The sequence below is a fragment of the Bacillus sp. MHSD_36 genome (genome assembly GCF_030757775.1).
Classification (GTDB): domain Bacteria; phylum Bacillota; class Bacilli; order Bacillales; family Bacillaceae_G; genus Bacillus_A.
Genome location: NZ_JAVBIS010000002.1, coordinates 216,724 through 242,996, shown reverse-complemented (window position 1 = coordinate 242,996; position 26,273 = coordinate 216,724). Strand labels below are relative to the sequence as shown.

27 protein-coding genes, 2 pseudogenes and 2 riboswitches are annotated in these 26,273 nt (G+C 34.8%); of the genes and pseudogenes, 22 read left to right on the top strand and 7 right to left on the bottom strand.

Translation table 11 applies throughout. From position 1 onward, the window contains the following. Positions 1 to 56: 56 nt before the first annotated feature. Positions 57 to 162: riboswitch (SAM riboswitch) on the bottom strand. Between the two features lie 64 nt (positions 163 to 226). Next, the gene (locus tag Q9B79_RS09250) at positions 227 to 1,405 is read right to left on the bottom strand and encodes a pyridoxal phosphate-dependent aminotransferase (protein WP_306183627.1); all 1,179 of its coding nucleotides are present in this window, start codon (positions 1,403 to 1,405) and stop codon (positions 227 to 229) included. Between the two features lie 14 nt (positions 1,406 to 1,419). On the opposite strand from Q9B79_RS09250, the gene Q9B79_RS09245 reads away from it, so the two are divergent. The 4 genes from Q9B79_RS09245 to Q9B79_RS09230 all read left to right on the top strand — a co-directional run bounded on the left by Q9B79_RS09245 (position 1,420) and on the right by Q9B79_RS09230 (position 5,058). Beyond that, positions 1,420 to 2,283 (top strand): carbon-nitrogen family hydrolase, encoded by an 864-nt coding sequence (locus Q9B79_RS09245; RefSeq protein ID WP_306184796.1) that lies wholly within the window; start codon positions 1,420 to 1,422, stop codon positions 2,281 to 2,283. 72 nt (positions 2,284 to 2,355) lie between these two features. After that, a riboswitch (SAM riboswitch) is annotated at positions 2,356 to 2,497 on the top strand. Between the two features lie 91 nt (positions 2,498 to 2,588). Continuing rightward, positions 2,589 to 3,770 (top strand): S-methyl-5-thioribose kinase, encoded by a 1,182-nt coding sequence (mtnK, locus tag Q9B79_RS09240; protein ID WP_306183625.1) that lies wholly within the window; start codon positions 2,589 to 2,591, stop codon positions 3,768 to 3,770. Next, the gene (gene mtnA / locus Q9B79_RS09235) at positions 3,767 to 4,822 is read left to right on the top strand and encodes an S-methyl-5-thioribose-1-phosphate isomerase (RefSeq protein ID WP_306183623.1); all 1,056 of its coding nucleotides are present in this window, start codon (positions 3,767 to 3,769) and stop codon (positions 4,820 to 4,822) included. Before mtnK ends, mtnA begins: the two co-directional genes overlap by 4 nt. Positions 4,823 to 4,896: 74 nt before the next feature. Further along, a complete protein-coding gene (locus Q9B79_RS09230; RefSeq protein ID WP_000393331.1) occupies positions 4,897 to 5,058 on the top strand; it encodes a YvrJ family protein in 162 nt (53 codons plus the stop codon). Positions 5,059 to 5,088: 30 nt separating this feature from the next. Here the strand turns inward: Q9B79_RS09230 and Q9B79_RS09225 are convergent, their stop codons facing one another. Then, a complete protein-coding gene (locus Q9B79_RS09225) occupies positions 5,089 to 5,865 on the bottom strand; it encodes a 3-hydroxybutyrate dehydrogenase (protein WP_000258438.1) in 777 nt (258 codons plus the stop codon). Positions 5,866 to 6,060: 195 nt separating this feature from the next. Between Q9B79_RS09225 and Q9B79_RS09220 the strand changes: the two genes are divergently transcribed. The 5 genes and pseudogenes from Q9B79_RS09220 to Q9B79_RS09200 form a co-directional block, all read left to right on the top strand. After that, entirely contained in the window at positions 6,061 to 6,393 is a 333-nt protein-coding gene (locus Q9B79_RS09220; RefSeq protein WP_000107964.1) for a PadR family transcriptional regulator, read from the top strand. Then, positions 6,393 to 7,157, top strand: a complete 765-nt coding sequence (locus Q9B79_RS09215) for a DUF1129 domain-containing protein (protein WP_306183619.1) — start codon at positions 6,393 to 6,395, stop codon at positions 7,155 to 7,157. The genes Q9B79_RS09220 and Q9B79_RS09215 overlap by 1 nt, the downstream gene beginning before the upstream one ends. Before the next feature lie 16 nt (positions 7,158 to 7,173). Further along, positions 7,174 to 7,931, top strand: a pseudogene (locus Q9B79_RS09210) (DUF1129 domain-containing protein). Positions 7,932 to 7,953: 22 nt separating this feature from the next. Further along, the gene (locus Q9B79_RS09205; protein WP_306183617.1) at positions 7,954 to 8,619 is read left to right on the top strand and encodes a DUF1129 domain-containing protein; all 666 of its coding nucleotides are present in this window, start codon (positions 7,954 to 7,956) and stop codon (positions 8,617 to 8,619) included. Positions 8,620 to 8,693: 74 nt separating this feature from the next. Further along, positions 8,694 to 8,864 (top strand): annotated as a pseudogene (locus Q9B79_RS09200) (DNA-binding protein); the annotation flags it as partial. A 15-nt stretch (positions 8,865 to 8,879) separates the two neighbouring features. Here the strand turns inward: Q9B79_RS09200 and Q9B79_RS09195 are convergent. Further along, positions 8,880 to 9,497, bottom strand: coding sequence for an ImmA/IrrE family metallo-endopeptidase (locus Q9B79_RS09195; protein ID WP_306183615.1), 618 nt, complete (start codon positions 9,495 to 9,497; stop codon positions 8,880 to 8,882). A 177-nt stretch (positions 9,498 to 9,674) separates the two neighbouring features. Here Q9B79_RS09195 and Q9B79_RS09190 point away from each other — a divergent pair, with 177 nt between their 5' ends. The 3 genes from Q9B79_RS09190 to Q9B79_RS09180 all read left to right on the top strand — a co-directional run bounded on the left by Q9B79_RS09190 (position 9,675) and on the right by Q9B79_RS09180 (position 11,841). Continuing rightward, positions 9,675 to 9,968 carry a DUF3928 family protein gene (locus tag Q9B79_RS09190; protein WP_000288328.1) on the top strand — a complete coding sequence of 98 codons (294 nt, stop codon included), beginning with the start codon at positions 9,675 to 9,677 and terminating at the stop codon, positions 9,966 to 9,968. Between the two features lie 108 nt (positions 9,969 to 10,076). Beyond that, entirely contained in the window at positions 10,077 to 10,526 is a 450-nt protein-coding gene (locus tag Q9B79_RS09185; RefSeq protein WP_306183613.1) for an NUDIX hydrolase, read from the top strand. Positions 10,527 to 10,665: 139 nt separating this feature from the next. Then, positions 10,666 to 11,841, top strand: coding sequence for an acetyl-CoA C-acetyltransferase (locus Q9B79_RS09180; RefSeq protein ID WP_002194058.1), 1,176 nt, complete (start codon positions 10,666 to 10,668; stop codon positions 11,839 to 11,841). Positions 11,842 to 11,870: 29 nt separating this feature from the next. Here Q9B79_RS09180 and Q9B79_RS09175 read toward each other — a convergent pair whose 3' ends face one another. Beyond that, positions 11,871 to 12,596, bottom strand: coding sequence for an AAA family ATPase (locus tag Q9B79_RS09175; protein WP_306183610.1), 726 nt, complete (start codon positions 12,594 to 12,596; stop codon positions 11,871 to 11,873). 214 nt (positions 12,597 to 12,810) lie between these two features. Between Q9B79_RS09175 and Q9B79_RS09170 the strand changes: the two genes are divergently transcribed. Then, on the top strand, positions 12,811 to 13,542 hold the full coding sequence (locus Q9B79_RS09170) for a DUF4184 family protein (RefSeq protein WP_306183608.1): 732 nt from the start codon (positions 12,811 to 12,813) through the stop codon (positions 13,540 to 13,542). Between the two features lie 36 nt (positions 13,543 to 13,578). After that, positions 13,579 to 14,343 (top strand): hypothetical protein, encoded by a 765-nt coding sequence (locus Q9B79_RS09165; protein ID WP_306183606.1) that lies wholly within the window; start codon positions 13,579 to 13,581, stop codon positions 14,341 to 14,343. Between the two features lie 46 nt (positions 14,344 to 14,389). Here Q9B79_RS09165 and Q9B79_RS09160 read toward each other — a convergent pair whose 3' ends face one another. After that, on the bottom strand, positions 14,390 to 14,821 hold the full coding sequence (locus Q9B79_RS09160) for a DUF3997 domain-containing protein (RefSeq protein WP_306183604.1): 432 nt from the start codon (positions 14,819 to 14,821) through the stop codon (positions 14,390 to 14,392). Between the two features lie 132 nt (positions 14,822 to 14,953). Here Q9B79_RS09160 and Q9B79_RS09155 point away from each other — a divergent pair, with 132 nt between their 5' ends. From Q9B79_RS09155 to Q9B79_RS09145, 3 genes are all read left to right on the top strand, one after another. Continuing rightward, positions 14,954 to 15,409: an RDD family protein gene (locus tag Q9B79_RS09155; RefSeq protein WP_306183602.1), complete on the top strand. Its 456-nt coding sequence runs from the start codon at positions 14,954 to 14,956 to the stop codon at positions 15,407 to 15,409. A 175-nt stretch (positions 15,410 to 15,584) separates the two neighbouring features. Then, complete coding sequence (locus Q9B79_RS09150) at positions 15,585 to 15,683, top strand: hypothetical protein (protein ID WP_000145657.1); 99 nt, start codon at positions 15,585 to 15,587, stop codon at positions 15,681 to 15,683. A 64-nt stretch (positions 15,684 to 15,747) separates the two neighbouring features. Next, positions 15,748 to 16,257 (top strand): SDR family NAD(P)-dependent oxidoreductase, encoded by a 510-nt coding sequence (locus Q9B79_RS09145; protein WP_029438077.1) that lies wholly within the window; start codon positions 15,748 to 15,750, stop codon positions 16,255 to 16,257. 66 nt (positions 16,258 to 16,323) lie between these two features. On the opposite strand, the gene Q9B79_RS09140 is transcribed toward Q9B79_RS09145, so the two are convergent. Beyond that, positions 16,324 to 17,424, bottom strand: a complete 1,101-nt coding sequence (locus tag Q9B79_RS09140; RefSeq protein ID WP_306183599.1) for an ABC transporter ATP-binding protein — start codon at positions 17,422 to 17,424, stop codon at positions 16,324 to 16,326. Positions 17,425 to 17,685: 261 nt separating this feature from the next. On the opposite strand from Q9B79_RS09140, the gene malL reads away from it, so the two are divergent. After that, complete coding sequence (gene malL / locus Q9B79_RS09135; RefSeq protein ID WP_306183597.1) at positions 17,686 to 19,365, top strand: oligo-1,6-glucosidase; 1,680 nt, start codon at positions 17,686 to 17,688, stop codon at positions 19,363 to 19,365. Positions 19,366 to 19,404: 39 nt separating this feature from the next. On the opposite strand, the gene Q9B79_RS09130 is transcribed toward malL, so the two are convergent. Continuing rightward, on the bottom strand, positions 19,405 to 21,165 hold the full coding sequence (locus tag Q9B79_RS09130; RefSeq protein WP_306183595.1) for an alpha-glycosidase: 1,761 nt from the start codon (positions 21,163 to 21,165) through the stop codon (positions 19,405 to 19,407). Between the two features lie 324 nt (positions 21,166 to 21,489). On the opposite strand from Q9B79_RS09130, the gene Q9B79_RS09125 reads away from it, so the two are divergent. The 4 genes from Q9B79_RS09125 (at position 21,490) to malR (ending at position 26,271) form a co-directional block, all read left to right on the top strand. Next, complete coding sequence (locus Q9B79_RS09125) at positions 21,490 to 22,749, top strand: extracellular solute-binding protein (protein WP_000709918.1); 1,260 nt, start codon at positions 21,490 to 21,492, stop codon at positions 22,747 to 22,749. Between the two features lie 64 nt (positions 22,750 to 22,813). Further along, complete coding sequence (gene malC / locus Q9B79_RS09120; protein ID WP_306183593.1) at positions 22,814 to 24,115, top strand: maltosaccharide ABC transporter permease MalC; 1,302 nt, start codon at positions 22,814 to 22,816, stop codon at positions 24,113 to 24,115. Next, a complete protein-coding gene (gene malD / locus Q9B79_RS09115; RefSeq protein WP_001022595.1) occupies positions 24,116 to 24,958 on the top strand; it encodes a maltosaccharide ABC transporter permease MalD in 843 nt (280 codons plus the stop codon). A gap of 281 nt (positions 24,959 to 25,239) precedes the next feature. Continuing rightward, positions 25,240 to 26,271: a maltose operon transcriptional repressor MalR gene (gene malR / locus Q9B79_RS09110; RefSeq protein WP_306183591.1), complete on the top strand. Its 1,032-nt coding sequence runs from the start codon at positions 25,240 to 25,242 to the stop codon at positions 26,269 to 26,271. The last annotated feature ends 2 nt before the right edge of the window (positions 26,272 to 26,273 follow it).

The window sequence follows — 26,273 nt, the reverse complement described above, 5'->3', positions numbered from 1 at the left end:
CCTCCTAGTTAAATAAAAAAACCTCTCAGCTAAGGAGAGGTTTTTTTACAACCAGCTCCTTATCTGTCAGCGTAATGCTGCGAGAATTAGCACCGTGTCTACAATTGTAGATCGGTTGCCGGGTTTCGTCGGGCTCGTCCCTCCACCTGCTCTTGATAAGAAGTATTTAGAAATGTTTAAATTTTTAAGATAACTGAATTTTGTCAGATATTTTTCATGTTGTCAATTACTTTTTGAAAAAATTTAATTTATCGATTCGATTAATGGCTTCTCGTAATCTATCTTCTGTATGCAAGAGACCAACGCGGACATACCCTTCACCATGCTCACCAAATCCAACACCAGGAGCAACTGCAACGTGTGCTTTTTCTAGTAAAATATCAGAAAATTGCTCAGAGGTATATCCTTTCGGAACAGGAAGCCATGCAAAAAATGAGCCGGTTGGAATGTCTACATTCCAACCAATTGAGTGACAAGCTGAAATAAGAGCGTTTCTGCGAGATTCGTAACTATTTACAAGGTCTATTACGCAAGACTGTGAACTTAATAGTGCTTCGCGGGCAGCATCTTGAACTGCACCAAAAATACTAACATACATATGATCTTGTAATAAGTTAATGGCTTCAATGACGCTTTCATTTCCTACTGCAAAAGCGATACGCCACCCAGCCATATTGAAAGTTTTCGATAAAGTATAGATTTCAATTCCTGTATCTTTGGAACCGGCTGCTTGTAAGAAACTAACGGGCTTTTGACCATCGAATCCAATCGCACCGTAAGCAAAATCATGAATGACTAATATATTATGTTTATTAGCAAAATGAATGGTTTCATCAAAGAAATCTTTTGATGCAGTAGCACCGGTCGGATTATTTGGATAGTTTAAAAACATTAATTTTGCACGCTCGGCAATAGAGTCATCGATTTTCGTATAATCTGGTAAAAAATTATTTTCTGCAATAAGCGGCATTGTTTCAAATTGTGCTTTTGCTAAAGCAACTCCTGATAAATAATCTGGATAGCCTGGATCGGGAACGAGAATTGTATCACCAGGGTTTGTAAAGCAAACTGGTAATTCTACTAATCCAGCCTTTCCACCAAACAATATAGCAACTTCAGTTTTCGGATTTACTACTACATCATATTCACGTTGATAGAATGTTGCCACGGCTTCTTTTAAGCTTTCATGTCCGCGAAATGGCGGATATTTATGATGAATGGTCTTTTCTACAGCATCTTGCAAAGCCTTTACGATATGCTGCGGTGTTGGTTGATCTGGATTACCTTGACCTAGATTAATAACATCGTGACCAGCTGCAACGACTTTGTTAACTTTTGCAACAAGTGAAGCGAAAAATTGTGTTGGCAATGATGTTACTATCTCAGAAGGTTGAAATGATTTCATACTTTCCACCTCTTTTGAAAGTTGTTACAATTCTAGTGACAAATGATATAATCTTTCCAGTATTTTGTAAAGAAAAAAATAAGAATGGGGCTGAAAAAATGAAAGTCGCATGTATTCAAATGGATATTGTCTTTGGAGATGTAGAAAAAAATATTGAGAATGCTAAAAATAAAATAAGTGAAGCGATGAAAGAAAGACCAGATGTTATCGTTTTACCAGAACTATGGACAACAGGTTATGATTTAACGAGACTCTCTGAAATTGCAGATAGGGATGGATTGGAAACGAAAGAAAAGCTGAAAGAATGGTCAAAACAATATGGTGTACATATTGTCGGTGGTTCTATAGCGAAGCAAACAGAGCAAGGTGTTACAAATACAATGTATGTTGTAACAAATAGAGGAGAACTAGTCAATGAATATAGTAAAGTGCATTTATTTCAGCTTATGGATGAACATAAATATTTAATAGCTGGAAATCGTACTGGTGAATTTAAGTTGGATGATGTAGAATGTGCTGGAACAATTTGCTATGATATTCGTTTTCCGGAGTGGATGCGCGTTCATACTGCTAAAGGTGCAAAAGTTTTATTTGTTGTAGCTGAATGGCCATTAGTTCGTTTAGCACATTGGCGTTTGCTATTACAAGCAAGAGCAGTTGAAAACCAGTGTTATGTTGTAGCATGTAATAGGGCAGGGAAGGATCCAAATAATGAGTTTGCTGGCCATTCTTTAATTGTCGATCCTTGGGGCGAAGTTGTTGTAGAAGCAAATGAAGAAGAATCAATTCTATTTGGAGAGCTTACATTCGAGAAAATTAAAGAAGTACGCAAAGGAATTCCAGTTTTTGCGGATCGACGTCCAGAATTATACAAATAAAATGTTGACAAGTGATTTTTATTCTTGGTATAGTCTTCAACATAAAGTTAAAAATTCTAAAAAATTATACAACTCTTATCAAGAGCAGGTGGAGGGATTTGGCCCGATGAAGCCCAGCAACCGACCGTAATACCATTGTGAAATGGGGCGTTTATGACGCCAAAAGGCACGGTGCTAATTCCAGCAGAAAGTAAAACTTTCTGGCAGATAAGAGGGGAGAAGATAAACTTCAAACCTCTTTCTTAGTGGAAAGAGGTTTTTCTGTGTTAGAAAAACCTCTGAATTAAAAAAAGGGGGAGAAGACGATGGGATATTATTCATTAACAGAAGTAACCGCTGTACAATATGCGAAAGAACATGGCTATTTTGAAAAGAAAGCAAATGTAGTTTGTCATGAAATTGGAGATGGAAATTTAAATTACGTGTTCAAATTAGATGATGGAGAGAAGTCTATTATAATAAAACAAGCACTACCATATGCGAAAGTAGTTGGTGAGAGCTGGCCGTTGTCTATAAAAAGAGCGACGATTGAAAGTAAGGCGCTGCAAATTTTTGCAAAGTATGTGCCGGAATATGTGCCGGTAGTGTATAGTCATGATGAAGAATTAGCGGTAACAATCATAGAAGACTTATCAAAATTAACTATTACAAGAAAAGGATTAATAGATGCAGAAGAGTATCCACTTCTATCCCAGCATATCGGTCGTTTTCTAGCGAATGTTTTATTTTATACTTCAGATTTTGGTTTACAGTCAGAAGAGAAAAAGGTACTAGAAGGTACATTTGTAAATCCAGACCTTTGCAAAATTACAGAAGATTTAGTGTTTACAGATCCGTTTGGGCATTACGATACGAATGATTATGAGTCGGAGTTACAATTGGCTGTAGATGAACTATGGAGTGATAAAACTTTAAAACTAAAAGTAGCGCAATATAAATATAAATTTTTAACGAGAAAAGAGGCACTCATTCATGGAGATTTACATACTGGAAGTATTTTTTCATCACCTTCTGAAACGAAAGTGATTGACCCAGAATTTGCAACGTACGGTCCATTTGGATTTGACATCGGGCAATTTATTGCAAATCTATTATTAAATGCTCTATCTAGAGAGGAAGAACAGAGAAGTGTGCTATTTTTCCATATTGAGAAAACATGGAGCTATTTCGTAGACACTTTTACGAAGTTATGGATTGGAGAAGGTGTAGAAGCATATACGAAAGAGAAACAATGGTTGCCGATTATTTTGCAAAATATTTTTACGGATGTGGTCGGATTTGCTGGATGTGAGCTTATCCGAAGAACAATTGGCTTAGCACATGTAGCTGATTTAGATGAAATAGCAAATAAAGAAACGAGAATTCAAGCTAAGAAACAAGCGTTATCCTTAGGTAGAGAACTAATAAAATATGAATCTAAGAACGCTGATATTCAACTGTTCCGAGCATTATTCCAACAGACAGTTTCTGGAGGGGTAAAAGCATGAGTACAGTTGTTACGATTCCGAGGTCTGTCAGTTGGAAAGGTGATGCCATTGCAGTATTAAATCAAACAAAGTTGCCGCATAGCACAGAATACAAAACATTAACGACGATTGAAGAGGTATGGAAAAGTATTGTCATGCTAGAAGTACGAGGAGCACCTGCAATTGGAATTGTAGCTGCATTTGGCTTGGCGCTTGCATCAAAAAAATATACTACTTTACATATTGAAGAATTTCAAAAGAAGTTTAATAGAGATTGTAATTATTTAGGGACGTCACGCCCGACAGCAGTCAATTTATTTTGGGCAATCGATCGTATGAGAGAATCTATTCAAGAAATTACTACAATAAAAGAAGCGCAAAAAATATTAGAAGAAGAGGCGCTTCGTATTCAGCAAGAAGATGAAGCGGTATGCCGGAGTATTGGAGAACATGCATTAACATGCTTTAAAGACGGTGATAACATTTTAACAATTTGTAACGCTGGCAGTATTGCAACTGCTAAATATGGTACTGCATTAGCACCGTTTTATATTGGGAAAGAAAAAGGTGTACATTTACATGCATATGCATGTGAAACGAGACCGGTTTTACAAGGCGGTCGCTTAACGACCTGGGAATTAAAACAGGCAGGTATTGATGTAACACTTATTACAGATAATACGGCAGCTCATGCTATTCAAACGAAAAAAATCAACGCAATTATTGTAGGAGCGGACCGAATTGTCGCAAATGGGGATACAGCAAATAAAATCGGAACGATGAATTTAGCTATATTAGCAAAGTATTTCGATATCCCGTTCTACGTTGCAGCTCCACTATCTACATTTGATATTACGAAACAAACAGGTGCAGAAATTGTTATTGAAGAAAGAGATGAAACAGAAGTTACGAAAATTTTTGGGAAACAGGTCGCACCAGTTGGAACTACTGTTTATAATCCTGCATTTGATGTAACACCGAATGAATTAATTACAGGTATTATTACTGAGCAAGGTATTATACGTGGAGATTATAAGCGAGAAATTGCATCATTGTTTGAAAAAACAAGCTAATACATAATAGCTTGTTTTTCTATGCCTAAATGTGTTCTTTTTTCTTATTTATATAATGAAAGGAGGAGAAAAAGATGGAAGAGTGGATCAAGATGATAGGTAATGTAGGGTTTCCAATTGTTGTAACATTATATTTACTTCATCGAATTGAAAGTAAATTAGATGGGGTAATTGTTGCAATAGAGAAGTTGCCACGGCAATTACTACAGTATGATGATCCTCGCGATAAAAAATAAAGTTTGCTCTTCGTGAGCAAACTTTATTTTTTATTGAGCAGTATAACCACCATCGATAACGACAGCTTGTCCAGTTATACCTTTAGCTTTTTCGCTCGCTAAAAACATCGCATAATCAGCAATCTCTTGTACTTGTAATAAGCGTTTTTGTGGGACAAGTGGATAAATGACATCCTCTAAAACATTTTCAAGTGGTACATTTCGTGTAGTGGCCAAGTCTTGTAATTGATTCCGTACGAGAGGGGTATCGACATAACCGGGACAAAGCGCATTAACAGTAATTCCGTGAGTAGCCCCTTCTAAAGCGGCAACTTTTGTTAATCCAATTACACCATGTTTTGCGCTATTATAAGCAGCTTTTCCAGCGAATCCAACGAGGCCATTAATGGAAGCTACATTAATAATTCGGCCATATTTTTGCTTTTTCATAATGGGAAAGGCATGCTTAACGGCGATAAAAGGAGCGATTTGCATAATTTTAATTAGTAGCTCGAATTTTTCGGTTGGAAAATCTTCAATTGGTGAAACGTGTTGCATGCCTGCATTATTAATTAATATGTCTAATGAACCGAAATGAGTAACAGTTTGAGAAATGGATGCTTCTATTTCTTCTTCGGATGTAACATCACATTTTAAGCCGATAGCTTGAAAGCCCTCTTTTTGTAGTTGTTCAGCAGCTTCTTTTGCACGTTCTTCAAGACGATCGGTAATAACAACTTTTGCCCCTTCTTTTGCAAAAGCGTTTCCCATTTCATATCCAATACCACTTGCAGCACCTGTTAAAAAAACAACTCGATTTGTAACCATGATGAAAAACATCCCTTCGTAATAAAGTTCTCATATTGCTCTATTTAGAGAGTGGATAAGAAAAATCCTGCAAAGATTTGGAAAAATATTGTTAGCTATCTTGTTTTGCAAAATAGTCTCTGCTATACTATTTTGTAAAGCAAGATACTTACACTTATCTATCTTGTAAAACAAGATAGTAGGAGGATTTGAATTATGTCGACAAGTCAAATGCTGAAAGGGATTTTAGAAGGATGCTTACTTGCTATTATTTCTGAAGGTGAAATATACGGTTATGAAATGAGTGAGAAGCTAGCAAAGTATGGCTTTACAATGGCGAGTGAGGGAAGTATTTATCCGTTATTAATACGAATGCAAAAAGAAGGATTCATAAAAAGTGTAATGAAGGAATCCCCATCTGGTCCAAAACGGAAGTATTACACGTTAACAGAAGATGGCGAAGATGCACTGGATGAATTTATGGATCGCTGGGAAGCGATGCAAAGTAGTGTGGAACGTCTACTTGAAGGGAAGGGGAGAAGAAGATAATGCTATCAAATGAAGCACGAAAGTTTTTATTAGATATGAGGTTGTTTTTGACTGCAAAGAGTGTGAAAGAAAGCGATATGGAAAGCTTTATTGAAGACGCAGAACTTCATTTAATAGAAGGTGAGAGTGATGGGAAAAGTGTAGAAGAAATTTTCGGAAGCTCACCGAAAGAATACGCAAATGAACTTGTAAAAGTGATGGAAAGAGATAGACAGGAAACGTGGAAGCAAATTGGTTTTACAGTAATGAATATCGTATCGTTTTGGATTATTGCTTCTATTCTAATAGTGAATAACGGACTATTACAGATGTCACTTATTCAGTGCGTTGGATATAGTTTGTCATTAATTTTAGTTGTGATAGGTCCTAATTTTCTACTTCGTAAAATGACTTTCGTAACAAGTTTTACAAAAACATGGTTTGCTATGTGGTCGTTAGTCATAATCGCACCAATGTTTCTAATAGGGGCTGTAACGATATTAGATGTGATTTATCCTACAAAAATGTTTATATTCACCCAAATGCAAAGTTATATATTAGCTGGTAGTATTTTCATCATTACAGTAGCAATAAATATATATTTTAATGGATGGTTTAAAAACTTATATTTAATCATCCCGCTTTCGATTATGTTACTGTTTAAAACATTTACATCAGAAGACCTTGTTCCAATGTTATTTCAAATTATATGTTTATACGGAAGTTTATTTATTTTAATTTTCCTTGAAATTATGATGAAGACGAATAGAAGAGAAACGGTTTAATAAGGGAGGGATGATCATGCAGATTTCTAAAGAAGGAGAAAAGTTTTTAATTGATACGAAAGTGTATTTAATAACAAAAGGAATGAAAGAAGAAGATGTGGATGCCTTTTTAGAAGATGCAGAGCTTCATTTAATAGAAGGTGAGAAAGAGGGAAAGACGGTAAGTGATATATTTGGTGATTCACCAAAAGAGTATGCGGAAGAATTAGCGAAAGAGATGGAGAAGGATAAAGATAAAGGCGGGAGTATAAAAAGTATCTTAGGAATGATAATTGGTATTGGTTACTTACAAATATTTTATTTGAAAGCCCAAATCATGAATTTACATTAACGAATGTACAATTAATTGGCTACCCAATTGTTTTAATGATTACGATTGTAGGAATTATATTTGCTTTTAAAATGTCGTCATTTAAGAGTAAATTAATAGAATTTGGCATTCTTTATGTGGCATCTTTGCTACCAATTTTATTACTAGTATTATTAATGTTTATGAATAAATGGTATGGGACACCTGTATTACAATTAACGACTATACAAAGTTATATACTAGCTGGAGTTATCTTGTTAGTACTGTTAATTGGAGAAGCATACATACTTGGCTGGATTGGGATATTAACTGTTATTGTTCCGCTATTCATTATGTTTGTATTTAAAGGATTGGGAGAGAAAAGTCCATACATGGGAATGTTAGAATCTTTACTTCTGTATGGAAGTTTATATGTATTAATGCGATGGTCTTTCAAAAATGAGGAGAGAAAAAGTGTAAATTAGTAATTTGGAAGGAGGGAATGCGATGCTTTCTCAAGAGTCACGAGATTTCCTTGCAAATACAGGTACTTATTTAACGGTAAAGGGGATAAGTGAAAAAGATATTGAATCCTTTTTAGAAGATGCAGAATTGCATTTAACTGAAGGTGAAAAAAGAGGCAAGAATGTAGAGGATATATTTGGTGATTCACCAAAGGAATATGCAAATCAACTTGTAAAAGAAATACAAGTTGATTATAAACGGAATTTAGGATGGCTAGCTACAGCTGTTATGAGTATATTATGCTATTGGACTATTCCAGATCTTTTATTTCGAAATTTAAATGAACCTTATACCATTTCTTTAATAGGATTAATAGGATATCCGGTTATCTTACTGTTAATGATTATGGGAGGGGTTTTATTTTTAAGAGGTGCTAGTTTTCAAAGGAGTATGTTGAAAAAAGGCTTACTGCTATTTGGAGCAGTAATACTCACTTATTTACCAATATTAATAATGTTCTTAAAGGGTTGGTACAGTTTTCCTTTATATGAACTCCCTCAATTAGGAAGATATTTAATTGGAGGAGTTATGCTATTGATAACAACGATTGTGAATGTTCGGTCTCTTGGTTGGATTGGTTTACTTGTTTTAGGAATCCCAATTTTTATGATATTTATGGTTGAACAAATAGTAAGAGTGTATTTCTAAGAAGAAGCTCTAGAAATAAAAAGGATAATCATATATATAAATTATATTTATACTGCGTATTATAAATATTATGATATATTTTGTTCTTCGGTTTAATAGGAAAGTAGCTGCTCTGGATATGCAAAAAATTATTTCCAAAGAAATATTATATAGAGATTTTTAGAGTAATTGTATTTATGTTTAGTTGTATATTTGCATCCGTTGCAGCCGAAATTTGGTTTATTGATTGGAATCTATTGTTTTAAACAGTAACAAAATCGTTACTGTTTTTTTCTTTGCAATAAAACACTTTGTAAAGAGAGTGCCTTTTGTTCGTTCGTTAATAGGGATTGAATATGGACATTTTCAGGACGAGGTACGATAGGATACATAAGATTTGTTGGAGAAGGATGGTGCTCTGAGCCAGTTGGGGAATGAGGATCTGCGTGAGTAAGTTTTCCGTGAACACGTCTTGTAAATAAAATATGACCAATTTCGTGAGCGAGCGTATATATATTTTTCATAGGAGCAGCCGAATTTGTTAAAACGATATAACCGGTAAGTTGCTGTTGTTTTGCTAAAGAGTAAGCACAGGCAATTACTGCTGTTTCTTTGAAATAATCACTGCCAATGTAACAAATATAAAGGTCGCATTCAGGAGCTTCATTTACACAAGTTTGGAAAAAGGATGCTAATTTTTCCTGGCTTTGAATAGAATTTTTATAACTAATTTCGCGGTCAGAAAAACGAAAAAGTTCATTTAAAATAATTACTTCTTGAATTTGAAATGTAATCGGGTGCCAAATTGACTCTGCAACTGCTAAATCTTTTGCGATACGATCATTAGAAATATCGGCGCCTGGAGTAATGCAAATACATATATTGACGTATGGATCCATAAGGAACACCTCAACTGAAAAAATTCTTCCTATAATATATGTGTAAGAAAGGTACTATGTATGGATAAACGCCTTGTTTATTACGCGAATGTCTAGATTAGAAGTCGAAAAATTTTCATAGTTCTATAGCGTAGTGTGATCATCTTTTTGATATAGTAAAGAAAAGGGGGAGAATATATGTATACATTAAAAATCGTTTCAGACAGAGAAGCACTGTATCAATTTGCAAGTTACGTAAGAGTTGTGCAAGGGGTGGAAGATGTATATGTAGAGGTGGGAGAGCCTTTATATGAACATCCATTAATGAAATTTTATGTACATATTAAATTAGAGGAAACATATGAGCAACAAAAAGCGTTACAAGAAATAGCAAGATTAGTAGAATTAGGGCGTTTTACATATGTCCATTATCGTAATGATGAAATTGAAGAAGCTTTTGAAGCTGTAAAATATGAAAGTTTTAAGAAATAAAGGTGAAAAAAGGAGGCGAAAGCTTCCTTTTTTTCTTTAAAATTACATCAACAAAATGAGAGGAATTTTGTTATGATAAGGAAGGGTGAGGAAAGGAGAGTTTACATATTGGGGTATATTGAAGAGTTACGCAAAGTCGTTGGGACAAGGCCACTTATTCTCGTTGGGTCAGCAATTATTATATTAAATGATAATCAAGAAGTATTGCTTCAATATCGTTCAGATACATATGATTGGGGTGTACCTGGCGGCGCGATGGAACTAGGAGAAACGACGGAAGAAACTGCTCGCAGAGAATTATTCGAAGAGACGGGGCTACAAGCAAAAATTATGCAATTTCTTGGTGTCCTTTCAGGAAAGGAAGTATATTTCCGTTATCCTAATGGGGATGAAATTTTTAATGTTATTCATCTGTATCAAGGGCATCATGTGAGTGGAGAATTAAGAATTGATCATGAGGGATTGAAGCTTCAATATTTTCCAGTAGATAAGTTACCAAAATTGAATGAAACGACAGAGAAAATTTTACAAAAATTTTTATATGCATTAACAGAATAGAAGGGTAATTCCTTCTATTTTTATTATATTAAATATTTTGATTTTTTAGTATGTTTATAGTATGATAGATGTAGACATACATCTTATGGAATTTCACCTAAAAACTGACTAGGGTACATAAGAGAGGGGCAAGTGCAAAATGCATAATGTTGTTATTACAGCTGCAGTTCGTTCGCCAATTGGAACTTTTGGGGGAGCGCTAAAAAATGTAACGCCAGTAGAATTAGCTGTTCCTGTACTTCAGGAAGCTGTAAAACGAGGCGGGGTAGAACCACACGAAGTTGATGAAGTGATTTTAGGTCATTGTATTCAAAGAACTGATGAAGCAAATACTGCAAGAACAGCTGCATTAGCGGCAGGATTTCCTGACACAGTTACAGGGTATACAATCCAACGCCAATGTTCTTCAGGTATGCAAGCAATTATGTCAGCTGCAATGCAAATTCAATTAGGTGTAAGTGATGTCGTTATTGCAGGTGGAGTAGAAGCAATGAGTTCAAGCCCTTATGCATTGAAACAGCACCGCTGGGGACAACGTCTACAGCACGGAGAAATTCGTGATACGGTGTGGGAAGTGTTAGAAGATCCGATTCATCATATTATGATGGGGGAAACAGCGGAAAATTTAGTTGAACAATATGAAATTACAAGAGAGGAACAAGATGAAGTTGCTCTTCGCAGTCATACATTGGCGCTGAAGGCAATCGAGTCTGGATACTTTGACGATCAAATTGTTCCTATTACAATAAAAGAACGTAGAAAAGAAGTAGTATTTTCAAAGGATGAACATCCACGTGCGGATATTACAGCAGAAAAATTAGCTGGATTAAAACCAGCTTTCCGTAAAGACGGTTCAGTAACTGCAGGTAATGCATCTGGCCTGAATGACGGAAGTGCGGTTCTAGTATTAATGAGCGAAGAAAAAGCGAAAGAAAAAGGCTTACAACCGTTAGCTAGAATTGTTGGATATTCAGTAGCTGGAGTAGATCCGAAAATTATGGGTATTGGACCAGCGCCAGCAATTCGTAAAGGATTAGAAAAAGTAGATTGGTCATTAGAAGATGCAGATTTACTGGAAATTAATGAAGCTTTCGCTGCGCAATACTTAGCTGTAGAGAAAGAACTAGGTTTAGATCGTGAAAAAGTGAATGTAAACGGTAGTGGTGTAGGACTTGGACATCCAATCGGTTGTACAGGAGCTCGTATTACTGTAAGTTTAATTCATGAACTGAAGAGACGCGGGTTAGAAAAAGGGATTGCCTCTCTATGCGTCGGCGGCGGTATTGGGGTAGCATTATTTATAGAAGCACTATAAAAAGAAGCAGCAATCGCTGCTTCTTTTTTTTAAGCATTGAATAAATGATGAAATAATCGATCACGATTTTCAAAGAAAAGTTTCGTCGTTTGGTAATGCTCGGTGTCTTCTAAGGCGGATTTGTGAATCCCTTCTTGTGTTAAAGAGTATATAGTGGATTCAGGGTAAGCCATTAAAATAGGAGAATGCGTCGCGATAACAAATTGTGAACCTTGTTCCGCTAGTTCGTGCATTCGAATGAGCATGGAAAGTTGCCTCATTGGTGATAGAGCGGCCTCAGGCTCATCTAAAATGTATAAACCTTGTCCTGAAAAACGATTCATAAATAATGAAAAGAATGATTCACCATGGGATTGTTCGTGAAGTGAAACACCGCCATAAGATTTTATAGCATCTATTTCATCAATATAAGAAGCAACGTTATAAAATGATTCAGCGCGAAGGAAGAAACCATCGTTTGGTGTATTGAAACTTTTTGAAATGCGAAGGTATTCATGTAAAGATGAATGTGAATCATTTGTACTAAAGCGGAAATTCTTCGTTCCACCTTCTGCATTAAATCCTAAAGTGATAGCAATTGCTTCGAGTAATGTTGATTTACCCGTTCCATTTTCTCCAATAATGAATGTTACATTTGGGTGGAAAGCTAGTGAGTGTAATGTTCGGATAGCCGGTAAACAGTAAGGATATGCGGAAAAACTAGGGATACTTTCTTTTTTTAATGTGACATTTTTTAAAAAAGGTACGTCAATCAATATATAAACCTCAATTCATAACGGATTTTGATTCTAAAAAAGTAGCAAATACCATTGTTAATGGCACATGAGTCCTTCTTATTTTCTGAATATTTTATGTGGATTATATCATTTAAACTATCATATTCCAATGTGAAAATAAATATTGCATGTAGATTATTCATGTCGTTATGATAGTATGTAATCTATTGTAATTATAAAAAGGAGTTAAAACATGCCGTTTACATTTGCGCATCCAGCAGCAGTCCTTCCTTTTGTGAAAAAACAGTCCAAATATATTTCAGTAACGGCTCTTACATTAGGGAGTATGGCGCCTGATTTTGAATATTTTTTACACTTTAGACCGTATGGTGTTATTGGGCATACATGGCTTGGGTTCTTGTATTTAAATTTATCACTTGTATTTCTGCTCGCATATATGTATCATTACATTTTAAAAAAGCCACTTATAACACATTTACCTAAACCGTTTGCTGGTTACTACATATATGCAGTAAATGAGAGGTGGAGGCTTCATACATGGAAGGGTTTCTTTGTATTTTGCTACTCTGCTTTATTTGGTATGTTCACGCATGTCGTTTGGGATGCGTTTACTCACAATACGGGCTACTTCGTTAAGAAAATACCATTTTTACAAAGAGAATTACATAGTATTCCAGTGTATAAATATATGCAACACGGGAGTACATGTATTGGTTTATTATTATTATTATTGTACGTACTATGGAAGTATAAAGATGAAACAGGGAAAGATATTATGATAGCTTCAGAAAAAAGGAAGTATTGGATTTCGGCAATCATTGTGGCAGTTCTTATATTTGTCGTTCACGCGTTCGCAGATCCCTATTTTCATATTTTCCAAATAGGAGGTATAATAGTATCTGGACTGACAAGTTCATTTTGTGGACTTCTCATTGTTTCTATAGTTTACAAAGTAAGGGACTAATTTAAATTAATGAATGATAGTGTTAGGAGAAATTATATGATGAAAGCATGGAAAAGTATTTTTGTTTTATGTAGTTTTCTTCTTATGTTAAGTGGTTGCTTCCATCAAGAAGAAAAGAAAGTTGAACCAAAGAAGAAAGAGTCTATTCCTGAAACAAAAGAATATGGCGGGCGTGAGCTGAAAAAAGTAGGACAAAAAGTGAAAGAAACAGGTTGGGGTACTTTTAAGTTAGAACAGATTCATTCTGTGAATCAAACATTTGAAGTAGCACCAATGAAAATTCACGTACAAGATGTGAAAGTAATCTCTTTATCACAGATGAGTAAAGATGCAAAAGATACATTAAAAGTATATACGGCATTAACTCCTGAAGAAGTAAAGCGTAGATTAGGAGATAAAGTAAGTCAAGAAGATGCAGAGTTATATGCATCGCTAAGTGGAACAGAGATTAGTGATACGATTCGTTACGTTGAAATTACATATAAAGTGGAAAATAGCGGGAATAAAAATATCCAATTTTTCTCTATGAATGATGTTGCGATTAATGATAAGCAACATTTTAAAGTAGCAACTCAAAACTTTTTATATGATGAAGATACGCTCGTTGGTACAAAGAATGTATCTAGAGAAGACTATAAGCCAGGTGAAACAAGAGATGGTATTATCGGGTTAATACTTGATGATGGAAAAGAAAAGGTAAAGAATATTAAGTTTACAACAGATAATGTAGTCGCAGCAGATACAGAAACGCAAGATGTTGTAACAGAGCCACAAACTTTTAACATCTCACTTTCTGAGTAATTTGTTTTTAAATATATGTAAGAAAAAACAGTCAGCACTGAAAATATTATGCTGACTGTTTTTTCTGTTCTTTTATGTATGAATCTACACTTTGAAAAGGCACCTTAATTTTAAACGCATCTTTTTGTTCATTAAATTGCTTTTCATTATAGGGACCAAAACGTTTATTATGCTTTACGTCAATAATCCAATAATGCTCACTTTTTTTATTTGTAATTGCTGCGTCAGGATTATTCGGATCTGACTTTTCCTCAGTTTGTTTTGCAATAATGTATTTATCATCCCAGGCTATGTCTGTAATTTTTGCAGGAATGTATTGTGTGGCATATACAGCATCTTGCGTGGGGAAAAGTTCAAATGCATTTCCAGAAGTACGTATGAGTTCGTATTCATCGTTAATCGTATATGTTATATGATTTGTATTTCCAGCACAACCGGCTAATAGGAATGCGACGAATAGGATTATCCATTTTTTCAATATGGGAACCTCCTTTACAATGCTGTTGTAACACATTGTACAAGAAAAGTAAGAGAAACGCTAGTTTACAATGTTTTTTAGAAGTGGTACGATGAGACGGGTAAAGAAGGATATGAAGGAGTCGACATAAAAATGAAGTTAAAGATGCATCGTCCAGCGCTTGTAATGAATCGCATAGGTGCTTCCCTAATTGACATGTTTTTAATTTCGGTTATGTATGGTGCAGTAGTAGCTATTATGACTGGAAATTATAGTGCTATTTTTAATCGCTTTAATATTAGTTTTGGCGATTATAGATATGATCTTGCAGTAGTTTTTATATTAATGGCAATATATTTTATTTTGGTACCCTTTATTTGGAACGGTATAACACTTGGTAAGAAGGTAACAAGAATAAAATTAATTTCATTGAAGAGTGAAAAGTTAACATTACAAACATTAACGATACGGTTTTTTGTATTGTTATTACCGAACATATTACTACTTGGAATTCCAATATTATGTAACGTATATATGATGTTATTCCGCAAAGATAATTGTGGTTTTCAGGATTTAATTACAAAAACGAAAGTGATAAGTCTCGTATAATAAAGAAAGACCTTTTTTATATAAAAAGGTCTTTCTTTATTATACAAATATATTTTAATGGATATATAATAAGGAACAAGTTAATCTATGTCATTTTTGGTTTCAATAGATTGAAAATTAAGAAAATGTTATAATAATTAAAATCATATATTTATATAATAAGGGGGAAATTGAAATGACTGGAGGTAGCGTAATCTTTTGGGGGATTTTAATTTTCATCGGTTTAGTGTTCGATCAGCGTAATAGTAAGAAAAAAGAAGGAGTAAAAAAGTAATCGCTTACAAATAAATAAGCAACTTTTCTTGCTTGCAGACTAATCTCATAAAAGAGTATACTGAATGACGGTAAGACTTATAGAAGGGGTAATGAAAATGAAGCTTGCAGGAAAAGTTGCCATCGTAACTGGCGGTGGCATCGGTATTGGACGTAATACAGCTCTTTTGTTGGCTAAACAAGGCGCAAAAGTAATTGTGACGGACATCGATCAAGAAAGTGGACAAGCAACAGTGGAGGAAATTACGAATCTAGGCGGAGAAGCACTTTTTGTATCCTATGATATGGAAAAACAAGGAGATTGGCAACGCGTTATCAGTGTTACTTTGAATGCATTCAGTCGCGTTGATATGCTTTTTCAAAATGCTGGTTTATATAAAATAGATTCTATTTTTTCACGCCAACAAGAGAACGATTCCAATGTACTTTGTATTAATGACGTATGGATAGAGATAAAACAATTAACGTCATCTTTTATGAAACAGCAAGAAGAAGTGGTGCTGAGTGACTTACCGATTTTCGGTATTATTGGCACGAAAGGACAATCATTTCATACAGTAGAAGCCCTCGTATAATAATGAAAACCGCCCTCAATATATGTGGACGGTTTTTTTGTATGTTATATTGTTGAAAATTATTTTTTAACGAATACGTTGTTCGGTTTGGCTATCAAAGAAATGTGCTTTATTCATATCAAATGCTAGTTTAATTTGGTCACCAGGTGAAAATGTATGTCTTGCATCAACACGTGCTGCAAAATCTTGATCTCCCAGTTTCATATATAAAATAGATTCAGCACCTAACAATTCAGCGACTTCGATTTTTGTTGTAAAGGTAGTAGATTGTGAAGCTTCTAAAAATAATAGTTCATCATGAATGTCTTCAGGACGAATACCTAAAACAATGTCTTTATTTACATAGCCTTGTTCACGTAACATCTTCATTTTGCCTTCAGTTACTTTAATTTTTATTGCATTATCTATAACGAAATCGGTTTCAGTTAATTTACCACGGAAGAAATTCATCGCTGGAGAGCCGATAAATCCACCAACAAAAATGTTTTCAGGTGTTTCATATACTTCTTTTGGAGTACCGATTTGTTGAATTTTTCCGTCTTTCATAACAACAAGACGAGAAGCCATTGTCATCGCTTCAGTTTGATCATGCGTTACATAAATTGTTGTCGTTCCAAGGCGGTGGTGTAACTTAGAAATTTCTGAGCGCATTGCAACACGTAATTTAGCGTCTAAGTTAGATAAAGGCTCATCCATTAAGAACACTTTCGCGTCTCGGACGATTGCTCTCCCTAACGCAACACGTTGACGTTGTCCACCGGATAATGCTTTCGGTTTTCTATCTAAATATTGTTCCAGTCCTAAAATTTTTGCTGCATCCTTCACACGACGATCGATTTCATCTTTTGGTATTTTTCTAAGTTTTAATCCAAATGCCATATTATCATACACACTCATATGTGGATATAAAGCGTAGTTTTGGAAGACCATTGCGATATCGCGATCTTTTGGAGGGACATCATTCATTAGCTTACCATCAATTGAAAACTCTCCTTTTGAAATATCTTCAAGTCCAGCAACCATTCGTAATGTTGTAGATTTTCCGCATCCAGAAGGACCGACAAATACGATGAACTCTTTATCTTGAATGTGCAAATTGAAGTCGGTTACAGCTGTTACGTTATTATCATATATTTTATAAATGTTTTCTAATTTCAGTTCTGCCATGGTATTTCCCCCTAGAAAAAATTATGCAAACGTTTTCTTTGAGTTCATTATAAACGAATAGATTCAAAAAATAAACAAAAAAATAAAACGTTTTCATATGTGAGAGGAATATTAGTAATTTTCGTATATTTGCCTAGAAAAATAATAATAAAAGTTGTAAGCGCTATTTTAAATTAAGATAGAATCTGTTATCATTCATTAATGAAAACGTTTGCGCCTTAAAAAGAGAAAATTGAATTATGAATGAAATGGGGTAGCATAATGGAAAAACAGTGGTGGAAAGAAAGTGTAGTATATCAAATTTATCCTCGTAGCTTTATGGATAGTAACGGTGATGGGATTGGGGATCTTCGTGGTATTATTTCAAAGTTAGATTACTTAAAAGAATTAGGGATTGATGTAATTTGGTTATCACCAGTCTATGAATCTCCAAATGACGATAATGGTTATGATATAAGTGATTATTGTAAAATTATGAATGAGTTCGGAACAATGGAAGATTGGGATGAACTATTACATGAAATGCATGAACGGAATATGAAACTTATGATGGACTTAGTTGTTAATCATACTTCTGATGAACATAATTGGTTTATTGAATCACGTAAATCAAAAGATAATAAATATAGAGATTACTATATATGGCGCCCTGGAAAAGAAGGAAAAGAGCCGAATAACTGGGGAGCAGCGTTTAGCGGATCTGCATGGCAGTATGATGAAATGACAGATGAATATTATTTACATCTGTTTTCTAAAAAACAGCCAGATTTAAATTGGGATAATGAAAAGGTAAGACAAGATGTTTATGAAATGATGAAGTTTTGGTTAGAAAAAGGAATTGATGGCTTCCGTATGGATGTTATTAATTTTATTTCTAAAGAAGAGGGATTACCGACTGTTGAAACAGAGGAAGAGGGATATGTTTCAGGTCATAAGCATTTTATGAACGGCCCAAACATTCATAAATATTTACATGAAATGAATGAAGAAGTATTGTCTCATTATGATATTATGACGGTTGGTGAAATGCCTGGTGTAACAACGGAAGAAGCAAAATTGTATACTGGGGAAGAACGTAAAGAACTGCAGATGGTATTCCAATTTGAACATATGGATTTAGATTCAGGAGAAGGCGGAAAATGGGATGTAAAACCATGTTCACTCCTTACTTTAAAAGAGAATTTAACGAAATGGCAAAAAGCATTAGAGCATACGGGATGGAATAGTCTGTATTGGAATAACCATGATCAACCTCGCGTTGTATCTCGTTTTGGTAATGATGAAATGTATCGCATTGAATCTGCGAAAATGTTAGCGACGGTGCTTCATATGATGAAAGGAACACCCTATATTTATCAAGGAGAAGAAATCGGAATGACGAACGTTCGATTTGAATCGATTGATGAATATCGAGATATTGAAACATTAAATATGTATAAGGAAAAAGTTATAGAGCGCGGTGAAGATATAGAGAAAGTGATGCAGTCTATTTATATAAAAGGACGAGATAATGCTAGAACACCGATGCAGTGGGACGATCAGAATCATGCAGGATTCACAACAGGTAAGCCTTGGATTACGGTAAACCCTAATTACAAAGAAATTAATGTGAAACAAGCGATCCAAAATAAAGATTCAATTTTTTATTACTATAAAAAATTAATTGAGTTACGTAAAAATAATGAGATTATTGTGTATGGATCATATGATTTAATATTGGAGAATAATCCATCTATTTTTGCATACGTAAGAACATATGGAGAAGAAAAACTTGTTGTTATTGCAAACTTTACTGCGGAAGAATGTGTGTTGGAATTACCTGAGGACATTAGTTATAGTGAGGCAGAGTTATTCATACACAATTACGACGACGTAGTGAGTGGATCGATAGAAAACATGACGTTACGTCCGTATGAAGCGATGGTATTCAAATTGAAATAAGAAAAATCCTTATACCACTTCGGTATAAGGATTTTTTGATTACCATTTTAATATGGAGAATCCATATGGAGGAAGTGTAACTTGTAATACACTTGCTTCCGCTGAAAATTCTTCATTTGTATAAATGTTAATGATTTTCTTTCCAGTAATATGGAGAGGGAGTGAAGCTGTAATGTCACTGTTAGTCGGATTTAAAACGAAAAAGATCGTTTCATCTTCATACGTTTTCGTATAAGAAATATAATTATATTCATCATTTGCTTCAATGAATTGGAAAGTACCATGTCCTCCAAATGCTTTATATTGCTTTCGTAATGAAATTAATGTTTGTACATGTGTAAATAATAGATGATCTTGTTCTTTCGTATCCCAAACCATACATTTGCGACAATCTGGATCCATACCGCCATCCATACCAATTTCGTCTCCGTAATAAATGCAAGGAGAGCCGATGAAAGAAAGGTGGAATACATAAAGTAACTTTAACTTATTTTTATCTCCGTTACAGGTTGTCAATATTCTTGGTGTATCATGGCTATCTAATAAATGAAACGCTGCTTCATTTACATTCATAGAGTAGGAATGTAGAGATTCTGTGATTTGTTTCATAAATTCATTTGCTTTAATGGAATCGTTAGCAAAGTAAGACAGTAGCGCATTTGTAACGGGATAGCTCATTACAGCATCAAATTGATCTCCTTGTAGCCATGGAAGTGCATCATGCCAAATTTCACCTAAAATATATACTTCAGAATTTAATGCTTTTATCTCACTTCGGAATTCTCTCCAAAAGCTATGGTCGACTTCATTTGCTACATCAAGGCGCCAACCGTCTATGTTGAATTCTCTTACCCAATAACGCCCTACTTCAAGTAAGTATTCTTTTACATCTGGGTGTGCTGTATTTAATTTAGGCATATACGGTGTAAACGCGAAAGTATCATAATTTGGAACTGGATCAGTTTTAATTGGGAACTCATGAATATGGAACCACTCTTTATATGCTGATTGCTCACCCTTTTCTAGTACGTCTTGAAATTTATCGAAAAAGTATCCGCTGTGATTAAATACGGCATCGAGCATTACTTTTATACCGTGTGTATGACATGCCTGAACGAGTTCTTTAAAAGTTTCTTTTGTGCCAAATTGTGGATCGATTTCCATATAGTCAATTGTGTCATACTTATGGTTTGAATGTGCTTTGAAAATAGGTGTGAAATATATTCCCGAAATTCCAAGCTTAACAAGATAATCAAGGTTTTGAATAATACCAGCAAAATCTCCCCCGAAGAAATTATTTGGAGTAGGCTCAGCGCTGCCCCAAGGAAGGGTGTTTTCTGGATTTAGTGCACGATCTCCATTCGCGAACCGTTCTGGGAAAATTTGATACCAGACAGTATCTTTAATCCAGGAAGGCGCTTTGAATACATCATGTGCGTGAATAAATGGGAAACAGAAAAAGTTACCAACGTCATCATTTGGAATGCTAGAAAAAAATCCTCGCTCTGTATAAATAAGCGTTTCTGTCTCCGTGTTTAATTCGAAACCATAACGTAAGCGCTTAAATTTTGGTTCAATGGAAATGGACCAGAAATCAAACAATGCAGTAGAACCAGTTTTTTTCATCGGTGTACGTGATGTAATCCATTTCCCGTCTTTCCAATCATAAGGATCACCATAAACAAGAGTGGCGCTTTGAATATCGTCTCTTTTCATACGTATTCGGATATGAATTGTTTTTTCATCGTAAGCGTATGCGTAATTATCTTTTGGCCTATGATAAATGGCTTCTTTAAGCATATAGAAAATCCCCCCTTTAATATCTCCATGCATATTGTTCCCTTACGTATAATAATAAAGCATATGTTGCAAACGATTGCTTTTTGCATAGATTTAATATTGCTTATAAGAGTAGTATTCATTTCATATAAAGTCAATGTATAAAGAGTGTAGTAATAATATTTTAAAATTAATATTTGCAAAATGAATAAAAGAATGTATAATGATAGACAAATAGCGCAAACGTTTTCATAGATTGAGATATTGTTTGCGCTTCTATTAAACTATTAAATGCAAACGTTTTCAATTAGTAAGGTACATATACAATTCAGGGAGGTTTTTGGGATGAAGAAAGCATTATCATTATTAACGGTTTCAGCATTATCAATTGGTATGTTATCTGCATGTGGACCGAAAGATTCAGGGAAAAAAGAAGAAAGTAAGGCAAAGAAAGATTACGATCTTCTTGTTTGGGAAGATGATAAAAAAGGTGTTGGTTTAGAACCAGCAGTGAAAAGCTTTGAGGAAAAATATAAAGTAAAAGTAAAAGTTGTTGAAATGCAAATGACCGATCAAGTGAAGAAATTACGCCTTGATGGACCAGCGGGGACGGGACCAGATGTTGTAACATTGCCACATGATCAAATCGGAAACGCAGTAACAGAAGGTTTACTTTCTGAAGTGAAAGCTGATGATGCTGTAAAGAGTAAATTTACTGATTCATCAATAGAAGCACAGACATATAACGGAAAATTATATGGTTTACCAAAAGCAATTGAGACACCAGTCTTTATTTATAATAAAAAATTGATGCCAAAAGCACCAGAAACAATGGACGAGCTGTTTAATTTCTCAAAAGAATTTACGAAAGATGGCAAGTACGGATTTTTAGCATTAGGAGATAACTTCTACTTTGCTAATGCATTCATGGCAGGTATGGGTGGTTATGTGTTTGGCGAAAAAGATGGAAAGCCAAATGCAAGTGATGTTGGATTAAATAATAGCGGAGCAGTACAAGGTGCTGAATATCTTCAAAAATGGTATAAAGAAAAGCTATTCCCGAAAGGTATTATCGGTGAATCTGGTGGACCTGCTGCTGATGGACTGTTTAACGAAGGAAAAGCAGCGTCTATCATGAATGGCCCATGGGCGTTCCAAGCAATGGAAAAGAACGGAATTGATTATGGCGTTGCTCCAATGCCAAAATTACCGAATGGTCAACCAATGAAAACATTTGTTGGAGTTAAAGGATGGCATGTAACAAGTTTCTCTAAACAGAATGATTTAGCTACAAAGTTCACTGAATGGGTAACGAATGAAGAGAACGCAAAAATTCGATTTGAGAAAACAAAAGAAATTCCTCCAGTAAAAGCAGTAATGGAAGATCCAATTATTAAAGATAACGAAGCTGCAAAAGCAGTTGCAACACAATCTGAAAATGGAATTCCAATGCCGAACATTCCAGAAATGCAAGAAGTATGGAAACCTGCTGGAGATGCGCTTCAATTAGTCGTTACGGATAAAGAGGCACCAAAAGCAGCACTTGATAATGCAGTGAAGCAAATTAAAGGTAATATTGAGGCAAATCACAGTAAGAAAAAATAAGGTGAAATTCGTGCCTCTCATATGAGGGGTACGAATTCTCTCCCAGAAAAAAGGGGGAAGGAACATGCAAACATCTATGGAACCAGCAAACGCTTTAAACGGTTCAAAGCATAGGAAAATGGCAACCATGTTATCTATCATTCCAGGCGTGGGCCAAATGTATAATAAGCAATTTGTAAAAGGTCTTATTTTTCTTGTATTAACAGGTTCATTTATTGTAGCATTTGCTGATTTATTAAATATGGGATTATGGGGAATTGTAACGCTTGGTACAGAAGTTCCACGTGATCATTCTGTCTTTCTATTAGTAGAAGGAATTTTGGCACTCATCGTCATCGTGTTTGGGCTCGGAATATATGCATTTAATTTATATGATGCATACCAAAACGGAAAGAAACGTGATATAGGAATACCATTAAACTCTGTAAAAGAGCAATACCGTAATTTACTAGATCAAGGTTTTCCATATTTAATGGTTTCACCAGGTTTTCTATTACTTATCTTTGTAGTTGTATTTCCAATCATCTTCGTAATTTTAATTGGATTTACGAACTATGATTTATATCATTCTCCTCCAGCTAAATTAGTAGATTGGGTAGGATTTAAAAACTTTATTGATATCTTTACATTACCGATGTGGAGAGAGACTTTTTTAAGTGTATTTTCTTGGACTGTCATTTGGACATTTGTTGCAACGACATTACAAGTTGCGCTTGGTATTTTCTTAGCGATTATCGTAAATCAGCCTGGTATTAAAGGGAAGGCAATTATTCGAACAATCTTCATTTTACCATGGGCAGTTCCAGCATTCGTATCTATTCTTGTTTTCTCTGGTATGTTTAATGAAACATTTGGGGCAATTAACAATCAAGTATTGGCTGTATTTGGAATCGAAAAGATTGCTTGGATGACAGATCCATTTTGGGCGAAGATTGCTTTAATTATGATTCAAACGTGGCTTGGATTCCCGTTCGTCTTTGCGATGACGACCGGTATACTGCAATCGATTCCAGGAGAATTATATGAAGCAGCTACAGTAGATGGAGCTACAGCTTGGCAACAGTTTCGTAAAATTACATTGCCACTTGTTCTATATGCAACAGCACCAATATTAATTACGCAATATACGTTTAACTTTAATAACTTTAGTATCATCTATCTATTTAACGGCGGAGGTCCTGCTGTAGCTGGACAAGACGCAGGGGGAACAGATATTTTAATTTCATGGATTTATAAGTTAACGATGACTTCGGCACAGTACGGAAAAGCAGCAGCTCTTACAATGATCTTATCGTTAATCGTTATTACAGTTGCGTTATGGCAATTTAAGAGAACAAAATCATTCCAAGAAGAGGATATGATGTAAATGAATATTAAAAGACAAAAGATGTTACGTCTCTCATTAAGTTATTTCGTTATTTTCGTAATGTGTGCCATCATTTTCTATCCATTATTATGGATTATTGGCTCATCGTTTAATCCGGGTGATAGTTTATCCGGGTCAAGTATTATTCCGCAAAATGCAACATTAGATCATTATCGTAAGTTATTAGATTTAGAGAATAGTAATTATTTACTATGGTATAAAAACACATTAAAAGTAAGTGTTTTAACGATGATTTTCTCAGTGTTAGCAATTAGTTTTACTGCTTATGCATTTTCGAGATATCGTTTTGTTGGAAGAAAAAATGGTTTATTAACATTTTTAATTTTGCAAATGATTCCAAACTTTGCAGCGTTAATCGCTCTGTACGTATTAGCACAGTTAACAGGATTAATTGATACGCACCTTGCATTAATTTTAATTTATGTGGGCGGGGCAATTCCAATGAATACATGGCTTATGAAAGGGTATTTTGATACGATTCCGAAAGAATTGGATGAGTCAGCTCGTATGGATGGAGCAGGACATTTCCGTATTTTTTGGCAAATCATTATGCCACTTGCAAAGCCGATCGTAGCAGTTGTAGCGTTATTTACTTTCATCGGTCCATTTACAGATTTCATTTTAGCGAGTATTATTTTGCGCACGCCAGAAAATTATACGTTAGCAGTTGGATTATATGAAATGGTAGCGAAGAAATTTGGTAATGAATTTACAACGTTTGCAGCGGGATCAGTATTGATTGCAATCCCAATTTCAATTTTATTCCTATCATTACAAAAATACTTTATCTCTGGTTTAACTGCTGGAGGTACGAAAGGATGAAAAATGGGACATTACGTCCCATTTTTCTTTTCATTTCCCTATAAAAAATTATAGGGAGATGAAAAGAGATTTGACATCATATATGAAAAGAAGTGAAATAAATAGTATATTATAGTATAGGAAAAAAGAGCTATATCCCTTACAATACATGGAGAGGGAGAATATGATAGTTTTTGCAAGATAGAATCAATGAAAGTTTATGACTTCTCCTATTACTTGCAACGGGTGCAAGATTAAAAATATATATAAAATGGCAGAGAAGTGAAAGGAGGGGGATTTTTATGACAGTTACAATTAAAGATGTGGCGAAGAAGGCGAATGTAGCACCATCTACCGTTTCTCGTGTAATTGCTGATAATCCAAGTATAAGTGAAAAAACAAAGCGTCGTGTGCGGAAAGTAATGAGTGAACTAGGGTATCATCCCAATTTAAACGCAAGAAACCTAGCTAATCAAACAACAAAAACACTTGGCCTTGTTATGCCAAGTTCTGCAAGTAAAGCTTTTCAAAATCCGTTTTTCCCAGAAGTTATAAGAGGGATTAGTTCATTTGCACATGTGGAAGGGTATGCGCTTTATATGTCGACAGGTGAAACGGAAGATGAAATTTTTAATGGTGTTGTAAAGATGGTGCAGGGACGCCAAATTGGTGGCATTATTCTTTTATACTCAAGAGAGAATGATCGGATTATTCAATATTTGCATAAACAAAATTTCCCGTTTGTTTTAATTGGGAAACCATATGATCGAAAAGATGAAATTACATATGTAGATAATGACAATTATACAGCTGCAAGAGAAGTAGCAGAATATTTGATTTCATTAGGTCATAAACAAATCGCGTTCATTGGCGGTGGATCAGATTTACTTGTAACGAGGGATCGTTTGGCTGGTATGAGTGATGCTTTAAAATTAGCAGACATTGTATTACCAAAAGAGTATATTTTACATTTTGATTTTTCAAGAGAAAGTGGTCAACAAGCCGTGGAGGAATTAATGGGGCTGAAGCAACCACCAACAGCAATTATGGCAACGGATGATTTGATTGGACTTGGTGTGCTAAGTGCACTTTCTAAAAAAGGATTTGTTGTACCGAAGGATGTTTCAATTGTAAGCTTTAATAATGCTTTATTATCAGAAATTTCGAGTCCGCCACTTTCAACAGTGGATGTGAATATATATCAGCTAGGATATGAAGCTGCAAAAGCTTTAGTTGATAAAGTAGAGAACGCAGAGTCTACTGCAAAGTGTATCATTATTCCGCATAAATTACTGAAGCGTCAAACTTGTGATCATTATGCAACAAAAAGCTAAGA